This is a genomic window from Isoalcanivorax pacificus W11-5 (genome assembly GCF_000299335.2).
Lineage (GTDB): Bacteria > Pseudomonadota > Gammaproteobacteria > Pseudomonadales > Alcanivoracaceae > Isoalcanivorax > Isoalcanivorax pacificus.
On sequence record NZ_CP004387.1, the window covers coordinates 1,647,318 to 1,667,766 of the forward strand.

18 protein-coding genes and 1 other RNA gene are annotated in these 20,449 nt (G+C 64.8%); 9 read left to right on the plus strand and 10 right to left on the minus strand.

Features of this window, described 5'->3' with window-relative positions; translation table 11 throughout:
• The first annotated feature begins 79 nt into the window (after positions 1–79).
• The 8 genes from S7S_RS07425 to S7S_RS07455 all read left to right on the plus strand — a co-directional run bounded on the left by S7S_RS07425 (position 80) and on the right by S7S_RS07455 (position 8,905).
• Positions 80–598, plus strand: coding sequence for a hypothetical protein (locus S7S_RS07425; RefSeq protein WP_008735603.1), 519 nt, complete (start codon positions 80–82; stop codon positions 596–598).
• Positions 599–922: 324 nt separating this feature from the next.
• A complete protein-coding gene (locus tag S7S_RS07430) occupies positions 923–1,888 on the plus strand; it encodes an AraC family transcriptional regulator (RefSeq protein ID WP_052269223.1) in 966 nt (321 codons plus the stop codon).
• A 215-nt stretch (positions 1,889–2,103) separates the two neighbouring features.
• Entirely contained in the window at positions 2,104–4,479 is a 2,376-nt protein-coding gene (locus S7S_RS07435; RefSeq protein WP_008735607.1) for a putative bifunctional diguanylate cyclase/phosphodiesterase, read from the plus strand.
• A 124-nt stretch (positions 4,480–4,603) separates the two neighbouring features.
• An RNA gene (gene ffs / locus S7S_RS19235) (signal recognition particle sRNA small type) lies at positions 4,604–4,700 on the plus strand.
• Positions 4,701–4,985: 285 nt separating this feature from the next.
• Positions 4,986–6,698: a DNA polymerase III subunit gamma/tau gene (dnaX, locus tag S7S_RS07440; RefSeq protein WP_008735609.1), complete on the plus strand. Its 1,713-nt coding sequence runs from the start codon at positions 4,986–4,988 to the stop codon at positions 6,696–6,698.
• 7 nt (positions 6,699–6,705) lie between these two features.
• Positions 6,706–7,026 (plus strand): YbaB/EbfC family nucleoid-associated protein, encoded by a 321-nt coding sequence (locus S7S_RS07445; RefSeq protein WP_008735611.1) that lies wholly within the window; start codon positions 6,706–6,708, stop codon positions 7,024–7,026.
• A 13-nt stretch (positions 7,027–7,039) separates the two neighbouring features.
• Positions 7,040–7,636: a recombination mediator RecR gene (gene recR / locus S7S_RS07450; RefSeq protein WP_008735613.1), complete on the plus strand. Its 597-nt coding sequence runs from the start codon at positions 7,040–7,042 to the stop codon at positions 7,634–7,636.
• 120 nt (positions 7,637–7,756) lie between these two features.
• The gene (locus S7S_RS07455; protein WP_008735614.1) at positions 7,757–8,905 is read left to right on the plus strand and encodes an acyl-CoA dehydrogenase family protein; all 1,149 of its coding nucleotides are present in this window, start codon (positions 7,757–7,759) and stop codon (positions 8,903–8,905) included.
• Between the two features lie 33 nt (positions 8,906–8,938).
• Here the strand turns inward: S7S_RS07455 and S7S_RS07460 are convergent, their stop codons facing one another.
• Positions 8,939–10,300 carry an MATE family efflux transporter gene (locus S7S_RS07460; RefSeq protein ID WP_008735617.1) on the minus strand — a complete coding sequence of 454 codons (1,362 nt, stop codon included), beginning with the start codon at positions 10,298–10,300 and terminating at the stop codon, positions 8,939–8,941.
• 15 nt (positions 10,301–10,315) lie between these two features.
• Here S7S_RS07460 and S7S_RS07465 point away from each other — a divergent pair, with 15 nt between their 5' ends.
• Positions 10,316–10,939 (plus strand): elongation factor P hydroxylase, encoded by a 624-nt coding sequence (locus tag S7S_RS07465; RefSeq protein WP_008735618.1) that lies wholly within the window; start codon positions 10,316–10,318, stop codon positions 10,937–10,939.
• A 75-nt stretch (positions 10,940–11,014) separates the two neighbouring features.
• On the opposite strand, the gene S7S_RS07470 is transcribed toward S7S_RS07465, so the two are convergent.
• The 9 genes from S7S_RS07470 to S7S_RS07510 form a co-directional block, all read right to left on the minus strand.
• A complete protein-coding gene (locus S7S_RS07470) occupies positions 11,015–11,992 on the minus strand; it encodes an AgmX/PglI C-terminal domain-containing protein (RefSeq protein WP_008735619.1) in 978 nt (325 codons plus the stop codon).
• Positions 11,989–12,498 carry an ExbD/TolR family protein gene (locus S7S_RS07475; protein ID WP_008735621.1) on the minus strand — a complete coding sequence of 170 codons (510 nt, stop codon included), beginning with the start codon at positions 12,496–12,498 and terminating at the stop codon, positions 11,989–11,991. Before S7S_RS07475 ends, S7S_RS07470 begins: the two co-directional genes overlap by 4 nt.
• On the minus strand, positions 12,495–13,013 hold the full coding sequence (locus S7S_RS07480) for an ExbD/TolR family protein (protein ID WP_008735623.1): 519 nt from the start codon (positions 13,011–13,013) through the stop codon (positions 12,495–12,497). The genes S7S_RS07475 and S7S_RS07480 overlap by 4 nt, the downstream gene beginning before the upstream one ends.
• A 41-nt stretch (positions 13,014–13,054) precedes the next feature.
• Positions 13,055–13,762 carry a MotA/TolQ/ExbB proton channel family protein gene (locus tag S7S_RS07485; RefSeq protein WP_008735625.1) on the minus strand — a complete coding sequence of 236 codons (708 nt, stop codon included), beginning with the start codon at positions 13,760–13,762 and terminating at the stop codon, positions 13,055–13,057.
• 199 nt (positions 13,763–13,961) lie between these two features.
• The gene (locus S7S_RS07490) at positions 13,962–14,252 is read right to left on the minus strand and encodes a hypothetical protein (protein WP_008735626.1); all 291 of its coding nucleotides are present in this window, start codon (positions 14,250–14,252) and stop codon (positions 13,962–13,964) included.
• Positions 14,249–14,953 (minus strand): tetratricopeptide repeat protein, encoded by a 705-nt coding sequence (locus S7S_RS07495; protein ID WP_082027662.1) that lies wholly within the window; start codon positions 14,951–14,953, stop codon positions 14,249–14,251. The genes S7S_RS07490 and S7S_RS07495 overlap by 4 nt, the downstream gene beginning before the upstream one ends.
• Positions 14,934–17,951 (minus strand): tetratricopeptide repeat protein, encoded by a 3,018-nt coding sequence (locus S7S_RS07500; protein ID WP_008735631.1) that lies wholly within the window; start codon positions 17,949–17,951, stop codon positions 14,934–14,936. The genes S7S_RS07495 and S7S_RS07500 overlap by 20 nt, the downstream gene beginning before the upstream one ends.
• Complete coding sequence (locus S7S_RS07505) at positions 17,948–19,867, minus strand: tetratricopeptide repeat protein (protein WP_035204103.1); 1,920 nt, start codon at positions 19,865–19,867, stop codon at positions 17,948–17,950. The genes S7S_RS07500 and S7S_RS07505 overlap by 4 nt, the downstream gene beginning before the upstream one ends.
• Before the next feature lie 2 nt (positions 19,868–19,869).
• Positions 19,870–20,385 (minus strand): hypothetical protein, encoded by a 516-nt coding sequence (locus S7S_RS07510; protein ID WP_238582950.1) that lies wholly within the window; start codon positions 20,383–20,385, stop codon positions 19,870–19,872.
• Positions 20,386–20,449 lie beyond the last annotated feature (64 nt).

Here is a 20,449-nt window from a genome sequence, read left to right on the forward strand (position 1 = left end):
GCGCGATACTGGACCTGCTACGACACAGTGACACGCTGAGGTTGCTGTCAAAGAAGAGGGCAGGCACAGGAGGCACTGCATGAAACGGTTCTATTACATGACGCAGTCACTGCCGAGTGTTACCGGCATCAATCAGGATCTGGCCGCCGAAGGTATCGGGCCAAATCGTATTTCCGTAATGGGCCGTGACGTGGCCGAGCTGGAGCGCGCGCGGGTGCACGCCGTCTCGCCCTGGGACCAGACGGACCTCATGCACAGCGGCTTCCTTGGCGCGGCGATCGGGCTGGTGATCGGCCTGCTGGTCGGGCTGGCCCTGATGGCCATGGACCCGTTCGGCGTATCGATGAACATGTGGGCGGTGTGGATTGCCGGCGCCTTCTTCCTGTTTCACGGTGCCTGGTTTGGTGGCCTGATCGGGCTGTCACGCAGGAATCATCACATGATGCGTTATCTCGCCGAGGTGGAGCGGGGCAACTATCTGGTGATGGTGGATGCCGACGATGAAGACCAGGCCCGGCGCGTGCACCGGGTAATGACCGGCAAGCACCGCGAAGCCACCATGGCTGGCGAAGAAGACGGCTACAGTCCCTTTTTCTGATTTGTTTGTTTTGTTCTGTCCTGCACCGATGCCGTGAAAGCGGCATCGGTTTTTGCGTTGCTTTGTCCCATGACATTGGTGCCGCCTGAAAAGCACCCCGTCGCGCCCGGCAGATTGGCTTGTTGTCTGGCGGCGGAGGCAGGCATTATGCGGGATCGCGGTTACAGGGGGCCGCGACCCGGATGGCTGCACACGCCAGCCACATAGCTGACGGCTCTACTGTCCGGGACACATTTGAATACTTGGTTTGCGCATTTTTTGCATGACAGGGGCATAGTAGTGAACGGCAAAAAAGAGGGACGATGCGGCGACGTATCAGATAGCGTGCTATCCGGGAATGCCGACATCAGCCATGCTGGCACCGAGCCTACCGATGCGCTCAGTGCTGTCATCAACGACATCCATTTTCGCGATGCCCGCCATATTTTCACCACCTTCCGGGGAGCCTGGCAGTTGTCTCTGCCGGAACAGGATGATGCGGCCGGATTCTACGCAGTACTGGAAGGCCGCCTGGGTTGCCTGCTCGACAACGGCGAGCTGTACCAGGCCGAGGCCGGCGATGTGCTGCTGTTTCCCGGTGGCGACGGACACCGGCTGATCTCGCTGCCAGACCCGGATGTCCCGCGTGCGGAATGCCTCGCACATGTACTGGGCGCCATGCGTGCCGGAGAACGGCAGATCACCCTGGGCAGCGGCACGACGGAAGTCTCGATGATGCTGTGCCGCTTTCGTATCGACCGTGCCCGCGCGCGCATGCTGACCAGCATGCTGCCGTCAGTGGTGCATGTCAGTGGCGGGAACCCGCCGGCCTGGCTGGTGCTGGGTATCCAGTTTGCCCGCATTGAACTGGCCGGCGCCGCGCCGGGCAACGACGCCATTCTCAACCGCCTGGTGGATGTGCTGTTTATCCAGTGCGTGCGCTACTGCATGGACACAGGGCAGTCGGGCAGCCGAGGCTGGCTGGCCGGGCTGCGTGATGCCGGCCTGGCGCGCGCGCTGGCGGCCATGCACGAACGGCCCGGCGACCTGTGGACCGTGGCGACGCTGGCGCAGACCGCCGGGCTGTCGCGCTCGGCCTTCGCGGCACGGTTTCGCGAACTGGTGGGTGAATCGCCGCTCGCATATCTCGGCGTGTTGCGGATGCGCCAGGCTGAACAGCTGCTGCAACGCACGCCGCTGTCGCTGACGGCCATCGCCGAACAGCTCGGCTACCAGTCGAGCCAGGCCTTCAACCGGGCCTTCCGCCGGCATGCCGGCGTGAGCCCTGGACGTTTCCGACGCACGGTGTAGCGACGGGGTTTTACATCCACCGCCAGAGCGGGGATGATTTGTGACATTGCCCACACTTCATCGGGGAGCCGGCCTGGGTGCCGGCACAGAATGTGGGCCGCGACCGGCATGGCGATACCGCATCGGTTAACCTGCACGGCATTGCGAATGCGCCCCGCGATGCGTCGTCATGACGCCGTCGTCGGGGGGTCGGCATACACAAGAAGAATAAAGAGATGCTCAATCAGACGCTGCTCTACACCCTGCTGCTGTATGGCAGTGCCGTCAGTGCTGCCCTGGTAGCGCTGATCATGGCCCAGTTCTGGCGCCGTGAACGGCAACTGGCCTATCTGCTCTGGACCCTGGGCTTTGCCCTGGCGGCGGTCCGCTATCTGTTACCCAGTGTCACCACCGCGCGCGGCGAGACCGCGATCCTGGCCGGCCTGGCGGCGGAATATGCTTCCGGTGGCCGCGGCCTGCTGATGCTGGCCGGTGCCTGGCTGTTCGCTGGCCGCAGCCTGCCGCGTGCCAGTGCGCTGTGGATGCTGCTGCCACTGGGCTGGCTGGGGGTGGCCTGGGCGGCGGGCATGTCATCACCGTGGCGTGCGCTGCCGCTGTCGCTGCTCGGCTCCGCCGGGTACGCCGCGTTGGCGTGGTGCTTCCTGGTGCGCCAGCCGGATTACCGCTGGCACGGCCATCGTTTCTTTGCGCTGGCCTGCGGGCTGATGGCGCTGCACCTGCTGAATTATCCGTTGTTGCACTATTCCCCCTGGATGCCCTGGGGCTATGCGGTGGCGCAGGGGCTGCATTACATGATGGCGATCACCCTGATGCTGGTCTGGGGCCGGCGCGAGCAGCGGCTGGCGGCGCAGGCACTGGATGCCGGTGAACGTGCGCTGCAACACGTGCGGCACAGCCATCGGCGCGAATGGGAGCTGCGCACCTGGACCGACACATTGCTGGGCCAGATTTCCGATGGCGTGGTGATCTGCTCCACCGAGGGCATGATCACCGGCTTCAATCGCGCCGCCGAACAGATTTTTGGCTACGACGCGGAGCAGGTGCTGGGCCAGCCCGTGACCATGCTGGCGCCGCCCGCGCTGCACGAAACACAACGGCATTCGCTGCAGCGGCTGAGTTCGCGCACCTTGCCCGGCAAGGTCGGCTCCCGGCCCTGGGAATTCACCGCGCGGCACGTCACCGGCAGGTTGTTCCCGGTGGAGATCAGCGTCTCGGACATGGAAATCGATCAAGAGCGCCAGTTCATCGCCATCGTCCGCGATGTGTCCGAGCGCCGGCGCCAGGAAGAAAAACTGGCGTACCTGGCCGATCATGACGGCCTCACCGGGTTGCCGAACCGGCGCTGTTTCGAGCGCCGCCTGAGTGAACACCTGGCAGGCTGCCAGGGCGGGTTGCTGGCGTTTCTCGACCTGGACGATTTCAAGCTGCTCAATGATTCGCTCGGCCACAAGGCCGGGGATGCCGCGCTGAGAGCCATGTCGCGCCGGCTGGTGGTGTTGGCCGGCGAAAACATGCTGGCGGCGCGTTACAGCGGTGATGAATTCGTATTGTTTGTGCCGCAGCCCGCGCCGGCCGACGAGCAGGGCTGGGTGGAACGGCTGGTGGCGGCCGTTCGTCAGCCGATAGCGTTCAACGGGGTGGAATTCATGCTCAGCGGCAGCATCGGGCTGGCCCATTATCCCGAGCACGGGCAGGACGTAGAGGAACTGGTGCGCAGCGCCGACCTGGCCATGTACGAGGCCAAGCGCGCGGGCAAGAACAAACATGACTACTACCGCCCGGCGATGCTCACCCAGCTCAACCACAAGGCGGAAATCGCCACGCTGCTCAAGCGGCTCGACCCGGACCGCGAGCTGTGGCTGGCGTTCCAGCCGCGCATGCGCCTGGATGGCCGCCAACTGGCCGGCGCCGAAGTATTGCTGCGCTGGCGCACGCCGGACGGGCGCACCATTCCGCCGGATGAATTTATTCCCGTGGCCGAGGAAACCGGCCAGATCCTGCGCCTGGGTTACTGGGTGATGGAACAGGCCTGCCGCACGCTGTCACGCTGGCCGGCGCAACAGGAGCCGCTGGTGCTGTCGATCAACCTGTCCGCGCGGCAGTTATTTGATGAACGGCTGGTGGACCGCATCGAAGCGCTGCGCCAGCGCTATCATCTGTCTGCCTCGCAACTGGAATTCGAGATCACCGAAAGCTCGGCCATGCGTGACATGCAGGACGCAGTGCGCGTACTGAGCCGCCTGCGCGCGCTGGGCTATGGCCTGTCGCTGGACGATTTCGGCACCGGCTTTTCATCGCTGTCGCACCTGCGCAGCCTGCCGGTGGACACGGTGAAGATCGACCGTTCGTTTATCCGTGACATGGAACAGGACCGGCATGATCGCGTACTGGTGGCGAGCATCATCGAACTGGCCGCCAATCTGGACCTGAATGTGCTCGCCGAAGGTGTGGAAACCGAAGGCCAGCTGCGGCTGCTGGATTCGCTCGGGTGCGATGATGTGCAGGGTTATCTGGTGGCGCGGCCACTGAACGAGGAAGAATTCCTGCGCGACATACTCAATGCCTGGACGCAGCGCACCATCGCGCTTTAGTACTGCGCTGAAAAAAGCCGGGAACGGCGTGTCCGTGCCGGGGCGGCGGTTGCAAAGCGGCACGCCTTTGGCCACAATGCGCGCCTCCTGACCGGCGCGCCCGGTCAGTGTGCAATGGTGGCCCCGTTGGTCCCCCCGCAATGATCAGCTGTGAACCCCGCCAGGCCCGGAAGGGAGCAACGGTAGCAGTGACATCGTGTGCCGGGGTGTGGCTGGCGGGGCCACCTCCATTTTTGGGTCGGACGTCGGACGTCTGACGTCGGACGCTAAAACAGGGATGATGTGGTCCTGGCGTTCTCTGCGCTGTATTGGTTTTTGCGTCCGGCATCTGGCGCCTTGCGCCTGACGCTGATATCGCCTCCAACCTTCCCGGCTGCTCCATACCCGCTTTTCGTGTCAGACGTCCGACGTCCGACGTCCGACGTCCGACCTTCATCCCCCCCCCGCTGGCAGTCACGCCCCCGCTGGGCTAGCATTGCTGTCTTCACTGGATGGCTGCGGATTTCATGAATTATCAGGTTCTTGCGCGCAAATACCGGCCTCGTACCTTCGCCGAGCTGGTGGGTCAGGAGCACGTCTCGAAAGCGCTCACCCACGCGCTGGACCAGGACCGCCTGCACCATGCCTATCTGTTCACCGGCACCCGGGGTTGCGGCAAGACCACCATCGCCCGGATTCTCGCCAAATGCCTGAACTGTGAGCAGGGCGTCAGCTCGCAACCCTGCGGCGTGTGCGACAGCTGCCGCGAGATTGCCGAAGGGCGGTTTGTCGACCTGATCGAAGTGGATGCGGCCAGCCGCACCAAGGTCGAGGACACCCGCGAGCTGCTCGACAACGTCCAGTACGCGCCCACGCGAGGCCGCTACAAGGTCTACCTGATCGACGAAGTGCACATGCTTTCCGCGCACAGCTTCAACGCGCTGCTGAAAACGCTGGAAGAGCCGCCGCCGCACGTCAAGTTCCTGCTCGCCACTACCGACCCGCAGAAGCTGCCGGTGACAATCCTGTCGCGCTGCCTGCAGTTCAACCTGAAAGGGCTGCCGGCGGAGCGCATTGCCACGCACCTGAAAGTGCTGCTCGAGCGGGAGATGATCCGCTTCGAGGAACCGGGCTTGCTGCTGCTGGGCCGCGCCGCGCGCGGCTCCATGCGCGACGCGCTGAGCCTGACCGACCAGGCGATTGCCTTCAGCGGCGAACAGCTGAGCGAAACCAGTATTGCCGCCATGCTCGGCACGGTGGACCGCGCCCATGTGCTGGTGCTGCTGCGGGCGCTGGCCGGTGGCGAGCCGGCCGGGGTGCTGGCGGCACTGGACCAGGTGGCCGAGCACAGCCCGGATGAGCTGTCGCTGCTGGATGAGTTGATCAATACCCTGCATCGCCTGGCGGTGGCGCAGATCGTGCCCGAGCGCGAGAGCGACAGCGCCATCACTGAACTGGCCGGCGCGTTTCAGGCCGAGCAACTGCAACTGTTCTACGACATCGCCGTGCGCGGCCGCCGCGACCTGTCGGACGTGCCGGATGCCCGCGCGGGGCTGGAGATGATCCTGCTGCGCATGCTGGTGTTCCGCCCCGACGGTGTGCTCGCGGGGGGCAGCGACCCGGCAAAAAAGCCCGCTGAGCCGGCGCCGGGTCGTCCCGCGCCGGCTCCGGTGGCCGCTGCCCCGGCACCGGATGCACCACGTCCGAATCTGCGGGCCATCCTCGACAGTGCGCCCACCGCGCCGGCGCCCGCACCGCCGCCTGAGCCTGCCCCGGCTCCCGAGCCACCCCGTGCCGCGCCCGCGCCGACACCGGCGCCGGTACCGGACGAGCGCGAGCTGTCCGATCCGGCTGCCTGGTGGGAAGCCCTGGTAGAGCGGCTGCCGCTGGAAGGCGTGGTCCGCAACCTGGCGCGCAACTGCGTGCTGGTGAGCCGCGAAGGCGGCCGCTGGCAACTGGCGATGCGTGGCGGCTACGACGTGATGAACAGCCGCGAGCGGCTGCAGGCGCTGGAAGCGGCGTTGTCAGAGTACCTCGGCCGTGCCGTGCATCTGCATATCGACGTGGACGATGACGCCAACGGTACCCCGGACGAGCTGGCTGCGCGCCGTCGCGCCCAGCGTCTGGCGCAGGCGAAGGCGGCGCTCAGTGGCGACGCCACCGTGCAGGCGCTGCTTGAAACATTCAATGGCCGCCTCGATGAACATTCCATCGAGCCGCCGGAAACCGATGCCCAGTGAGGTCAGTATGGATTTCGATATCAACAGCCTGATGCAACAGGCCCAGGCCATGCAGGAACGCATGAAAAAGGCGCAGGAAGAAATCGCCAGCGCAGAAGTGGTGGGCGAGGCCGGCGCCGGCATGATCAAGGTGACCATGAATGGCCGCCACGATGTGCGCCGGGTGGAGATCGACCCGAGCCTGATGAGCGAAGACAAGGAAATGCTGGAAGACCTGCTCGCGGCCGCCGTCAACGACGCCGTGCGCCGAGTGGAAAAACACCAGCAGGAAAAAATGGCCGGCATGACTGCCGGCATGCCGATGCCGCCGGGCTTCAAACTGTTCTGAACAGGAAAACGCCGTGAAGCACAGTCCGCTGGTCCAGGGCCTGATCGACGCCTTTACCTGCCTGCCGGGCGTGGGGCCGCGCTCTGCGCAGCGCATGGCCTACCATCTGCTGGAACGCAACCGCGAGGGCGGCGGGCACCTGGCCGAGGCCCTGACCAGCGCCATGGAGGGGGTGCGCCAGTGCAGCCGCTGCCGCAACTTCGCCGAACGGGACCTGTGCCCGATCTGCCTGGACAGCCGTCGCGACCAGAGCCAGGTCTGCGTGGTGTCCTCCCCGGCGGACGTGCTCGCCATCGAACACTCCGGTGAATACCGGGGCCGCTATTTCGTGCTGCTGGGCCAGCTGTCGCCGATCGACGGCATGGGCCCGCGCCAGATCGGCCTGGATCAGCTCGAACAGCAGATCCAGGCCGGCGACATCAGCGAAATCATCCTCGCCACCGGCACCACGGTGGAGGGCGAAGCCACCGCCCACTACATCCTTGAAATGGTCCACGGCACCGCAGTGACCGTGAGCCGCATCGCCCAGGGCGTGCCGATGGGGGGCGACCTGGAGTTCGTCGACGGGGCCACCCTGGCCCATGCCTTTCGCGGCCGTCGGCCAGTCTGACGCCTCCGCTTTTCCAATGGCCGGGCACTGACCAGAGCGCTCAGTCACGGCTATTTGCGTCATTGAATACCAAGCGCTTGCTTGGTAGTGTCGGCTTCATTCTGTTTACCGGGGCCACCCATGAACGCCAGTCTCGATTATTTCAACGATACCCACCGGATGGTGCGCGACAGCGTGCGCAAGTTCGTCGAGAAGGAAATCCTGCCGCACATTGATGCCTGGGAAGAAGCGGGCGAGTTTCCCCGCGAGCTGTACAGCAAGGCGGCGGAAACTGGCCTGCTGGGCATTGGCCACCCGGAAGCCTACGGCGGCGCCGGCGAAAACGACGTGTTCATGAAAGTGGCCGCATCCGAAGAGCTGATGCGCTGCACCTCCGGGGGGCTGGTGGCCAGCCTGGGCTCACTGGACATCGGCCTGCCGCCGGTGTGGAAGTGGGGCAGCGAGGAACTCAAGGCGCGCGTGGTGCCGGAAGTGCTCAGCGGCAAAAAGATCGCGGCGCTGGCGGTCACCGAGCCGGGCGGCGGCTCGGACGTGGCCAACCTGCGTACCCGCGCCGTGCGGGACGGCGACCATTATGTGGTCAATGGCAGCAAGACGTTCATCACCTCCGGTGTGCGCGCCGATTACTACACCGTGGCGGTGCGCACTGGCGATACCGGCTTTGGTGGCGTGAGCCTGCTGTTGATCGAAAAGGGTACGCCGGGGTTTTCTGTCGGCCGCAATCTGAAGAAAACCGGCTGGTGGGCGAGTGACACCGCCGAGCTGTTCTTCGAGGATTGCCGCGTTCCGGCGGGCAACCTGATCGGCCCGGAAAACGGCGGTTTTTTCTGCATCATGACCAACTTCCAGATGGAAAGGCTGATGTTGTGCGTGATGGCCAACATGACCTCGCAACTGGCGCTGGAAGCAAGCCTGGATTACGTGAAGCAGCGCGAGGCGTTTGGCCGTACGCTGGCCGGTTTCCAGGTGACCCGGCACAAGCTGGCGGAGATGGCGACACTGGTCGAGGCCAGCCGTGAATTCACCTACCGCATCGCGGCAAAGATTCAGGCCGGCCAGAACTGCGTAAAAGAAATTTCCATGGCGAAGAACTTCGCCACCAATGTCTCCGACCGGCTCACCTACGATGCGGTGCAGTTGTTCGGTGGCATGGGGTTCATGCGCGAAAGCGTGGTGGAGCGGCTGGCACGGGACAACCGCATCCTGTCCATCGGTGGTGGCACCTACGAGATCATGAATGAAGTGATCGCCAAGCAGATGGGGCTGTGAAGAAAAGCGCCCGGCGTCGCCGGGCGTTGTCGTTCAGGCGCGGATGACCTGCCGCAACCGCCAGCGCAGGCGCCAGCCCAGCAGCACGGCGGCACTGGTCAGCCCGGCCAGCAGGCCAATCCAGAAACCGGCCGGGCCCATGGCCGGCACCAGCCAGTCGGTACGACCGAGGATAAACCCCACCGGCAACCCGATACCCCAGTAGGACAGCAGCGTGTACACCATCGGCACCGCCGTGTCCTCGAACCCGCGCAGGGCACCGTTGGCGGCGACCTGGAACGCATCGGACACCTGATACAGTGCCGCGTACAACAACAGCCCGGCAGCCAGTTGCTGTACCGCCGGGTTGTCGGTATAGATCAGCGGCACCTGCTCGCGCAGCAGCCACAGGCAGATACCGGCGCAGATGCCGGCGCCACCCGTCAGCCACAGTGATGTGCTGGCGGCCCGGCGCACGGCCTCGCCATCGCCGCGACCGCGTTCATTGCTGATGCGCACCGTCACGGCAATCGCCAGGCTCAACGGCAGCATGAATACCAGCGAGGCGAAGTTCAGCGCGATCTGGTGCCCGGCCACGATCACCGGCCCGAGGCTGCTGATCAGCAGCGCAATCACGGCAAAGATGCTCACCTCGAAGAAAATCGTCATGCCCACCGGCAGCCCCAGGCGCAGCATATAGCTGACCTGTTTCGGCTCGAAGACCAGCGGTTTCAGGGTCAGGCGCGCGCGCCGGTAGGCCCGGTGAAAGCGGATATACAGCGCCATCATCAGCGCCATGCACCAGAACACCACGGCCGTGGCCCAGCCGCAGCCGGCACCGCCCAGGGGCTCGAAGCCGAGCTTGCCGTAGATCAGCACGTAGTTGGTGGGAATGTTGATCAGCAAGCCGATGACGCTGATCCACAGCACCGGACGGGTGTGGGCCATGGCTTCCGTGTAGCTGCGCAGCGCCAGGAACAGCGCGGCGCCGGGAATGCCCCAGCTCAGCCCTTCGAGATACCCCAGCACCATCGGCCGCATGGCCGTGTCCACGTCCATCCAGTGCAGCACCGGGGCCATGCTGCGCAGCACCAGCGCGCCGCACAGGCCCAGGCCCAGCGCCAGCCACAGTGCCTGCTGTGCCAGCGGGCTGATGCGATGGTAAGCTGCCGCGCCGAGCTGGCGTGACAGGATCGGCGTAACGCTCATCAGCACGCCGGCCATGAACAGAAACAGCGGCACCCAGACACTCGCACCCACGGCGACTGCGGCCAGGTCGGTGGCGCTGACGCGGCCGGCCATCACGGTATCGACAAAGCCGTTGGCGGTCTGGGCCAGTTGCCCGCCGAGAATCGGCAGGGCGAGTTTCAGTTGCAGCGAGAGCTCAAGGCGCCGGCTGGCAGAGAGAATGGACACAGGCAGGAACCCCTTATGAGGGCGGCTAATCTACCGCATTGTGACGAGGCTGGCGAACCGGATCAGCGGTCGCAGCAGACAGACGCGGCACGGGCAGCGAAGTTCCCGGCGCGGTTTGACAGTGGTGACCTGGAGTGGCTGTTTGCGCAGGTTTTTCTCGCCGCCTACGACACGCGCCTGGAAGGCGGCGCCGACGAGCCGGTCTATCTGCCGGGTGCCCCGAACCGGATTCTCTATACCCGCGATTATTTCCGCAGTGCGCTGCACGAAGTGGCGCACTGGTGCGTGGCCGGTGCTGAACGCCGGACCCGTGAGGACTATGGCTACTGGTATGCGCCGGACGGTCGCGATGCCGCCCAGCAGGCCAACTTCCTGCATGTGGAAGTGGCACCCCAGGCGCTGGAGTTGCTGTTCTGTGCCGCCTGCGGTCACGATTTCCGGGTGTCGCTGGATAACCTCAGCGGCGATGCCGGGGAGGACGGGCCGTTTGCCCGGGCGGTGCATCAGGAAGCGCTGAGGCGCCTGGCCATGGCGGCAGACCAGCGCTGGGTTCGCTGGATGCGCGCCTTGAGCGCGCGTTATCGGGACGGCGCTGCCGTCACGCCTGATTGCCTGCAGGCGGTCCATTCTTTCGGGTGACAGCGTGGCGGAAAAAGAGAAGGCGCCGAATGGCGCCTTCTCTTTTTCCGGGACAGCGTTTGCGCGGCAGCCCGGTCAACTCGGGAAGAAGTTGATCGGGTAATCCCCGCGCCAGGTTTCCACCGGCAGGCTGCCGAAGTCCATGCTGCGGATCACCAGGATCACGCGGCGTTCCAGCTCCTCGTCGTTCAGCTCGGTGGACTTGATGGTCGCACCGCTGACACTGCCGTCCGGTTCGATCACCAGCGATACGATCACCGTGCCCTGCAGCGCCGGATTGCTGCGCAGGGCGCGCTGGTAAACGCTGTTGATACGGCCGGCGTAGCGGTCGAAGGTGCGGCGGATCTGCTCCTCCGTACGGCGGCTCTTGCCGTCGCTGCTCTGGCGTACCGTCGAGGCGGCTTCGGCGTTGCTGGCGATGCTGCTTTCCACCTGCGCCACCTGGCCCCCGGACAGGGTGCCGCTGCCGCCGCCACCACTGGAGACGGAACCGGTGGCGATGCCGCCGGAACGCGAGCCGGCGCGGCTGGTCAGCAGGTCGCGCTGGATGGTCGCGGCTTCGTCGCCGCCGCGACGCAGTTCGCGGCCCTGCACCACCGGCGCCATGTCACGCAGCCCGGCCAGCGAGTCCTCGAATACCTGCAGTTCCTGTTTGGCCCGTTCGCGTGCCTGTTCCACCCGTTCCGGTGTCGGCGGCGGGCGCCGTTGCGGTTCGGGTTTCGGCTCCGGTTCGGGTTCCGGTTTCACTTCTTCCTGCTGCTGCTCCGGTTCGGGTTCCGGCGGCGGGGGAGGCGGCTCTTCTTTCTTGCGCTCCACCACCAGGCGCGCCAGCCGTTCCGGGACTTCCTCCGTGGTACGGTCCACCTTCGGCACCGTGGTGTTCTCGATCATGATGATCAGGAACAGACAGAGCAGGCCGAGCAGTGCCAGGATGCTGTTCTGGCGCAGGCGTTCCCCCGGCAGCGGGTCCCAGGCGAGGGTGCCGCTGACCATGGAGCGCGGACGCTGGGCCGGGGCGGGCGCGGCCTTTGCCGAGTGCTGGTCCAGGCTCATTGCTCGTCCTCCTCGCTGGTGCGCAGCACGGCGAACGCCAGCCTGGTGTACTCGGTCTGGTTGGCGCTCTGCATGATGCGTTGCAGCACGGCGTAGTCGGTCTGCCGGTCGGCCATGATCATCAGTTCGCGGCCGTCTTCCATCGGGCCGGTCAGTTGCGCGGCGCGGGCAGCAAAGCCATTCAGTTCGGTGACCAGGGCGGCAATGGTGCGCTCCTCACCGGCCATGGCGTCGGTGACGCTGATCAGCGGGCGCTCCTGCAGCAGGATCATGTTCTGGCTGACCTGCAACGTCAGCACCTCGCTGGGCACTTCCTGGGCGGTGGACTCGGGCAGCACGATGTCCGGGTTGTCCGGCAACTGCTGTGAGTTGGAACTGTTCACCAGCAGGAAGAACACCAGGATGGTGAAGATGTCCATCAGCGCGGTCAGGTTCAGGCCGCTGACCTTGCGGCGGCGGCTGTAATGCCGTGCCTTGCGCTGTGCGCGCGGTGACTGCTTTCTCATGACGCACCTCCCGCACGGCGTGCATCCGGCGGTGCCGAACCGATGCCGATGTCCGGGAACAGCTCACGCTTGATGCGCTGGCCGTTGAGCGTCACGTTGCGCAGGCGCACGGTGTCCATGGTCTGCACCAGCAGTTCGTAGGATGTATCGTCCTCGCACAGCAGGGTAATGTCGGTAATGTCCGGAAATTGTTCTTTCACCTGCACCAGGAAAGTGTGCAGGGCATCCCGGTCGTGCGCACCGTCTTCGGTGTTGGGCACGATCTTCAACGGGCCGCTCTGGCGATCGATCACCTCGAAACGGTCCTGATAGATCAGTACTTCAAGCACCAACGGCCGCTGACTGTCCGGGTCAGAGGGGGCTGCGTTGTCCGACGGCAGGTTCAGTTGCAGGACAGACACCTGCGCGAACACCGCGTTCAGCAGCAAAAACGGAATCAGCACCACCATCAGATTCAGAAAAGCGGTGATGTTCAGCTCCACCTCGTCGTCACGTTCTCGTTTGCGAAACCGCATACCGGCTCCTTGACAGCAAGTGGGTGGTTAACGGTTGGCGCTTACTCGGCATCGGGCTTGCGCTGTTCCTGCTGGCTGATGGCAAGGCGGTAGACGTTGATGAATTTCACCGAGGCCATTTCCATGCTGTCGACGATCTTGCTGGTCATCGAGTTGATGAAGGCGTGGGCCAGCAGCAGCGGAATGGCGGTGATCAGACCGAACGCGGTGGTGTTCATGGCGACGGAAATGGAGGCAGACAGCAGGTCGGCCTTTTGTGCCGGGTCGGCGCTGGCAACGGCGGTAAAGGCCGCGATCAGACCCAGAATGGTGCCGAGCAGGCCGAGCAGGGTGGCGATGTTGGCCAGCGTGGCGATGTAGCCGGTGCGGGTCTCCAGACGTGGCAGCACTTCCATCAGGCCCTCTTCCATGGCCAGTTCCACGTCTTCGTGGCGGCGCGAGGTGCGCGCGCGTTCCAGGCCGTAGCCGATCACGCGGGCGATGCCGGTGTCGTTTTCACGCACGGCTTCCATCGCCTGGCGGAACTGGGCTTTGGTCAGCAGGGGGAAAATCTCGGCCCAGACTTTGCGGTTGCGGCCCTTGACGCTCTGCAGGTAGATGATGCGCTCCAGGGTAATGCCAAGGCCGACGGCCAGCACCACCAGGATCGGGTACATGAACAGACCGCCGTCCTGGATGAAGGCGACGATGGTGGCAACAAGGCCCGGATCCGCAACGGTGGTGGCGGTATCGAGGGTCGCAGTTGACATGTGGATCTCCTGAGCAGTGTTGAGAGTGGTTGGCGTAGCAGGCTGTTGAAGACAGCCTGTGCTGACGGCTGATCAGGCCGTCAGCAAAATCAAACGCGACAAGCGGTTGATTTTCCGTGTCCACCTTTGCGGACCTGCGCCGCAAAGGTGGCTTGAAAAAGCATCTTCGATGCTTTTTCAACACCCTGATAGGGTGAAGTCAGTCCAGGAACAGGCTGTCGTCCTGGCTGCGCTGGTTCAGCAACTGGTGGTATTCCACCTCGCGCATCAGCACATCCGGGTCCAGCGGTTCCAGTACCCGGTCGAGCAGTGCCGAGGTCGGGTCCTTGCGTTCGAGTTTTACTTCGCGGTCTTTCCAGGGCACCACGTTGAGCACGGTGGGGGCTTCCTGGGTGCCGATGATGTTGGTGCCCACGGCCGGTTCGGCGTCCTGGGCGTGGGCACAGAACGGGATCAGCAGCAGGGCGGGCAGCAGCAGGCGCAAGCTCATGATTTGTTGTCCTCTGCGGCGACGGCGGCCTGGGGCACGCGCCGTTCAAGGTCGGTGATCCAGTTGGCGACGGTCTGGTCCGGCTGTTTCTGTAACGCCTGGTAGCGACGGAAATGCGCCAGCGCGTCGGCGGGCTGTTGCAGGTACAGCTCGGCCAGCACGCCGAGATTGAAATGGGCGCGGGCGTACATCGGGTCGAGCGTGACGGCCTGCTGATAATGCGCGGCGGCTTCATCAAAACGGCCCTGCTCGCGCAGTGCCAGCCCCAGTGCGTTATGTGCATACGGGTTGCGTGCATTGACCTGGAGCGCGCGGCGCAGCGCGTTTTCCGCGTCGTCAAAACGGTCCTGCTGCAAGGCGATCAGGCCCAGGTTCACCCACGGGCCGGACAGCAGCGGATAGCGTTCGGCGATGTCGCGGAACAGGCTTTCCGCGCGCGCCGCGTCGCCATCGCGCAGCGCCTGCAGGGCATTGAAATAATCATTCATGGCGGCGGCTGCCATCGGTTCTGCAGCAGCATCGTGAGGCACCGGCGGGATATGCACGGCATCGCTGTCGGCGGCGGCCGAGCCGGTGCGCTGGTCAGCATAGCGCGATACGGCCCGTTCGCCGTCGCCGGGCACAGGGGTGGTGCTGCAACCGTGCAGTAGCGCTGTGCTGCACAGCAAGGCCAGCGACAGCTTAGTAAATGATGTCGACATAGGGTTCGACCTGTTCAAATTTCGCGTAACGTCCCGGCAGCAATTCGCCCAGCGCGGCGAAGCTCTGTTTGACCCACTCGTCATAGATGTCGTCCACCACCAGATCGGTGTTGGCGATCAGGATATCGATGGCCTGGTCTTCATACGGCAGCGCCTGTTCCTCCAGCAGCAGCTCGTACATTTCCAGTTCCAGCTCGTCCAGATTGCCGGGGCGTTCGCTGTCCATGATGTCGAGGGCGAGCTGACGGTACATTTCGCCGATCTTGTAGTTGGCGGCGGTGGCGAACTCGGCCACGCCGATGGCGGCGACCTGCTCATAGCTGGCCAGTGCACTGCGCATGGCGGTGGTTTTCTGCTCCAGGCTGCGGCGCAGCGGCTGGGTCAGGCGAATGTCGCGGAACGTCTCGAACTTCGGTTCGGCCAGGGTGAAGGCCGCCCAGGCGCCCAGGTAGGCAATGCGCACGCTGGGGGCATCGCCGGCGTCGCGCCAGGTCTGGATCAGCTTGTCGAGCCAGAAGTCGCGGCGTTCCAGGTCGCCGCCTTTTTCATACAGCGAGGTCAGGCGGTACTGGGCTTCGGCGCGCACGTCGATCGGGTCCGGGTAGGCCCAGACGTATTTGCGATACAGCCGCACGGAGCCGGCCAGGTCGTCGGCACGGTCCTGCATTTCGGCAGCCTGCCAGAGCGCCTGCTGGCCCAGCTCGGGATCGCTGTCGGCGTAAGTGTCGGCAATGCGTTCCAGCTCCAGCGCGGCAGCGCCGAAGTTGCCGGTCTTTTCATAGGCCAGCGCCAGTTTGTCCGGCACGGTGGCGGTGAGCGGATCATCCGGATAGCGCCTGCGGAAATCTTCCAGGATGGTGATAGCGCTGCCGTGGTCTGCCAGCTCCAGGTACAGGGTGGCGGCATCGAATTCTGCGTTCTTGCGGATGCTCGCCTGCGGATACACGTCGGCGACGCGCAGGAACATGGCGGCCGCAGCGGCCAGCTCGCCGGTTTCCTGCAGGCCTTCGGCCTGACGATACACGCTGGCGGCGAGGCGTTCCTGGTAGGTGGTCTTTTCCGTGGCGCTCAGGCTGGGCAGGCCGATCAGGGTGCTGTAGGCGTACTCCGCCACATCGTAGCGGCCCAGATCGAATTCGCCGTTGGCAATGGTGGCCCAGCCGTAGCGCAGCATGTCCGCCGGCGGTGGCGGCTGGCGATTGACCAGCAGGCCGGCGGTGGCGACGGCGCCGGTGACGTCGTTGCGCGAGAGCTGGTCTTCGCTGACGTTGTACAGCACCTGCGCTGCCTGTTCGTGCGCGGGCCAGGCGGCGGCGAAGCGCAGGCCGCTGGCAATCTTGCGTTGCAGCCAGGCGTCGCGGGCGGCGGCCTGCTGTTCGGTGTCGGCGGGCAGGCCGCCCATCAGTGCCTGATAGGCCACCAGCGCGAAATAACCGGCGCTGTCGGCGTCGGCGTAGTCCGGATATTCGTAGGCCGTGCGCTCGAATTCTGCCACGGCGCCCGCGTAGTCCTGCGCGGCGTACAGGGCTTCGGCATAGCGGTGATTGATGCTGGCCTGATTGGCTGCCGGGGGCGGTGTGTCCAGGTATTCGCGGTACCAGCGCACTGGCGCGGCGTAGGCTTCTGCGGGGGAGGCCTGCTTGCCGGCAGTCTGCTGCGCCAGCGCGTGGTAGTGCTGGGCCAGGTCGAGAATATGGCCTTTCAGCAGGTCCACATAACCGGCGCGGATATCCGGCTGGGCGGCCCAGAAGCGGCTGTTGACGCCGTAGCGCTCGACGAACTGTTCCTTCGCCGGCAGCACCAGCGTCGGGAAACCACCTTTCTGGTAGGCCTCGATCTGCAGGGTGGAGAATTCCGGTGCGCGTGGACCGTCCGGGTAGGTGCTGACGAAACGGTCGTAGCTGTCGGCGGCGTCGCGGAAGCGTTCCTGCTGCAGATAGGTGTCGCCCAGGTTGCGATAGACATCGCCTTCGTAGGGGCGGCTGCCGTGCTCGGCAAACCACTGGTGTACAGACTCGGCGCCGTCGAGATTGGTAAAGGTCAGGCTGATGACGCGCGCGGTATCCTGCATCAGCTTGGCCTGCATGGTGGCCGGGTTGTCCAGTTCGGGTTTGCCATGCAGACGGTCGGTGAGCGCAAAGAACTGTGTCAGCGCGAGCCGGTAGTCGCCGAGCTTGTAATGGCTCCAGCCCAGCTTGTACAGCGATTGCAGCAGGAAGTCGTTATCGCCGCCGGTGCGGATCACTGCGCCGTAGGCGTCGGCGGCGGTGTCGAATTCGCTGTTGGCGAACAGCAACTCGCCGCGGCGGAATTGCGCCTCGACGTAGTACTCGCTGTCCGGGTGTTCGCGCACCAGGGCTTCCAGTGACTGCAACGAACCGTTCAGGTCGCCGGCCAGGTCGTAGGCCTTGGCCAGCTGGTACCAGGCGTCGGCACGTTCGGCCGGGTCGCGGGTGCTTTCCAGCAGGGTGCGATAGAGCAGGATGGCGGTGCGGAAATCGGTATCGAGATCGGCGTCCTGCAGGTTGGAGCGCATGTCGCCGGCCAGGCCGAGCAGGGCGTAACGCTGTTCGCGGTCGGTGGCGGTTTCGGCTTCGCGCAGGAAATTCTCGTACAGCATGCGATCAATGTTGCGATCATATTCGCCGGTGGTGTCCACCGACGGCGCAGCCTGTTGTGCGGGGTCATCAAAGCTGCGGCGTTCGGCGGTGTTCATGGCCAGGTCGGCCATGCGGCGCAGCGGCCGGGCGCGCTGTTCCGGTTCCGGCAGCAGGGCAATGGCGCGGCGGTAGTTTTCCAGCGCCATTTCCGGGGAGGCGTTTTCCAGTGCTTTTTGTTCGATGACGATGTCGTGCTGTTCCAGATCTGCGAGCGTCGTGCCGCTGTAGCGGCCGGCGGCGGGATCGGCGGGCGGTGCGCTGGCGCAGCCGGCAAAGGTCAGCGTGCCGGACACGAGCATGATGGCTGCGGACAGCCGTTGCAGGGGAAAACGTCTCATGGGCGGTCCCCCCGTCCGCTGTTGGCGGAGGTGTCCTGCAAGCGGGCCGCAGACAGGTGTGCCTCGGCCAGGTGCTCGCCCAGACGCACGCGCTGCTGCGCGAGCACCCGCAAGGCGTCGTTTTTCAGCACCTGCCCCAGATCATTGATGGCGCTATCGGCGTCGGCCAGCAGCCGGTCGATGCGTTGTTCTTGTGCGTTCAGACGTGCCCCCAGGTCACTGCGCAGCGCTAGGCTGGCATCCCGCACCAGTTGTTCCAGTGCCGCAATACGCAGGCCGACCAGTTCGGCGTCGGTGCGCAGGGCAGCACTGTCCTGTTCTTGTCGCTGGCGTTGTTCCGGGGCCTGGTTTGCAATGTCCCACAGCAGCAGTCCGCGCAGGCGAGCGAGACGGTCACGCTGTCTGCTGCTGCCACGGCCGCTGTCGAGCAGGGCGTCGATGCGCTGCCACATGATCAGTTGCGGCAGGCCAGCCAGATCTTCCGGTGTGTCGATGTCCAGTTGCCGGGGCATCCCCATCGCCAGCAACATCGTGCTGTCTGAGAGTTGTTGTTGCTGTTGGCGCAAGGCCACCAGCTCAGCACGTATGCGCGGCAGAATACCATCGAGCTGGTGCTGTCGCTGTGACAGAGTCGCCAGTAACACCGGCAGTTCACGCTGGTGCCGGGCGAGGGTGTCACGCAGGCGTACCAGCTGCTGATACTGGCGATAGTTCTCGGCGAAACCACGTTCGGCGAACAGCGCATGCAGATACGTTACCTGTGCTCCCCGGGCAGTGCCGAAGCGGGTCAGCCAGGCCATCGGGTCGCTGCTGCGGCTGTCCACCTGGTCCGGGGTGAGGCTGGCCAGCCAGCCGGCCTCGTCGACGCTGCGGATGGCCTGTTCGATGTCACGCAATGCGTTCCGGAATTGCTCGGCGGCGAAACGGTAACCGGCCAGCGCCTGGGTCTGTGCACCGAGGTCTTCGTAGGCGCGCGGGGCCAGCAGCATGGCTTCCTGCACGGATTCGTGCGCCGGGTTGCGGCGTACCAGCTCCAGCCACAAGGGCAGGGCGGCGCGTGCAGCACCGCGTTCGTAGTTGGCCAGGCCGAGCGCCATCAGGGCTTCGTTGGAAAACGGGCCGTCGGCGCGGATGCGAAGCAGGGCGGCGCGGGCCTGGTCGAAGCGCTGGCGTTGCAGCTCGGTCAGGCCGATGGCCAGGGCGGCGCGGTCTTTCAGGGCATTGATTTCCTCATCGCCCGGCGGCAGCCCGGCAACACGGTCGAGCCGGGCCAGGCCGGCGTCGGTCTGGTCGGCGCGGATCATGGCCACGCCGATGTTGTAGCCGGCGTACGCGCCGGCCAGGCTGTTCGGGTCGACGGCGTCCAGTTCGCGGGTGGCGGCGCGGAATTCGCCCTGGTTGATCAGGATGTTGGCCAGCATCAGTTGCCGGCGCGGTTGTTGTTCGGGTTTCAGGTCGCGCAGGCGGTTGCTTTCCAGAATGTCACGCGCGGCGTCGTACTGCCCCTGGCGATAGTGCAGGTCGGCCTTGTGCAGCCAGGTTTCCGCGCGGGTGCGGGAGAGGATGTCCTGCTTGAGCAGACGATCGAAGATTTCCTCGGCCTGGGCGGGCAGCCCGTAGTTGACGAACAGTTCACCGAGCAATAGTTCGGCATACTCGGTGTGCTCGTCGAACAGGCCGCGCACCTGGTTTACTTTCAGCCCGGACAGGGCGGCGAACTGATGATCGCTGTAGTAATCGAAAATCGCTTCGCCGAACGCCAGATAGCGCTGTTCTTCCAGCCCGAGTGACAGCGGGCCGAGCGGGATGTCCTCGAACAGTACCAGGCGGGTGCTGCTCTCCTGGGCGCTGGCCGACGTCAACGCCATCAGCACGCCCAGCGCCACGGCGCCGAGTCGACGGGGAAGGCGGCGCATGGTCACTCGTCCCATTCACGGAATTCGAAGCGGTGCTGCATGGCGTCAAGATCGTCCACCACGCGCAGTTCGATCAGCTTCCGTCCGGGGCCTTTGTCGAAGGTATAGGAAGTGGTTTTCTGGTAATCCTTGCCGCGCGGGTCGTAGCCGGTAATGGTGGCTTCGAGCACGTTGCGCCCGCTCTGGATGTTACCGGTGTACAGGCGCTGGATGCCGCCCTTGGTCAGTGCGTCGAACTCGGCATCCGTGTAGAAGTGGTAGCCGACGTGCTGACCGTTGAGGGTCAGGTTCACATCCACCAGCCGGATCGGCGTGCCGACATCCACGGACAGGAAGAACGCGGCCTGGGAGCTGGGGTAGAGGAGTTCTTCCTCAAGCAGCGTCAGGTCACGGTTGAGGTCGAGCACACCTTGCTTGAGAGTCTGGATACGCTGGGAAAGCCCTTCGTCCTGGGCAACGGCAACTTGCACACAACCCACCATGGCCGCGAGGACCATGAGTACGTGTCGGATTTTCATTGTTATGGCCTGAGGCTGTTTTTATGTATGTATCACTGGCCGCGAGAGACGACCTATTTCCTGA

Bases quoted from the DNA above. Each gene is read 5' to 3' on its own strand.
- S7S_RS07425 (WP_008735603.1), top strand. From the start codon at position 80: ATGAAACGGTTCTATTACATGACGCAGTCACTGCCGAGTGTTACCGGC.
- S7S_RS07435 (WP_008735607.1), top strand. From the start codon at position 2,104: ATGCTCAATCAGACGCTGCTCTACACCCTGCTGCTGTATGGCAGTGCC.
- dnaX (WP_008735609.1), top strand. From the start codon at position 4,986: ATGAATTATCAGGTTCTTGCGCGCAAATACCGGCCTCGTACCTTCGCC.
- S7S_RS07445 (WP_008735611.1), top strand. From the start codon at position 6,706: ATGGATTTCGATATCAACAGCCTGATGCAACAGGCCCAGGCCATGCAG.
- S7S_RS07455 (WP_008735614.1), top strand. From the start codon at position 7,757: ATGAACGCCAGTCTCGATTATTTCAACGATACCCACCGGATGGTGCGC.
- S7S_RS07465 (WP_008735618.1), top strand. From the start codon at position 10,316: ATGAGGGCGGCTAATCTACCGCATTGTGACGAGGCTGGCGAACCGGAT.
- S7S_RS07470 (WP_008735619.1), bottom strand. From the start codon at position 11,992: ATGAGCCTGGACCAGCACTCGGCAAAGGCCGCGCCCGCCCCGGCCCAG.
- S7S_RS07475 (WP_008735621.1), bottom strand. From the start codon at position 12,498: ATGAGAAAGCAGTCACCGCGCGCACAGCGCAAGGCACGGCATTACAGC.
- S7S_RS07480 (WP_008735623.1), bottom strand. From the start codon at position 13,013: ATGCGGTTTCGCAAACGAGAACGTGACGACGAGGTGGAGCTGAACATC.
- S7S_RS07485 (WP_008735625.1), bottom strand. From the start codon at position 13,762: ATGTCAACTGCGACCCTCGATACCGCCACCACCGTTGCGGATCCGGGC.
- S7S_RS07490 (WP_008735626.1), bottom strand. From the start codon at position 14,252: ATGAGCTTGCGCCTGCTGCTGCCCGCCCTGCTGCTGATCCCGTTCTGT.
- S7S_RS07495 (WP_082027662.1), bottom strand. From the start codon at position 14,953: ATGTCGACATCATTTACTAAGCTGTCGCTGGCCTTGCTGTGCAGCACA.
- S7S_RS07500 (WP_008735631.1), bottom strand. From the start codon at position 17,951: ATGAGACGTTTTCCCCTGCAACGGCTGTCCGCAGCCATCATGCTCGTG.
- S7S_RS07505 (WP_035204103.1), bottom strand. From the start codon at position 19,867: ATGCGCCGCCTTCCCCGTCGACTCGGCGCCGTGGCGCTGGGCGTGCTG.
- S7S_RS07510 (WP_238582950.1), bottom strand. From the start codon at position 20,385: ATGAAAATCCGACACGTACTCATGGTCCTCGCGGCCATGGTGGGTTGT.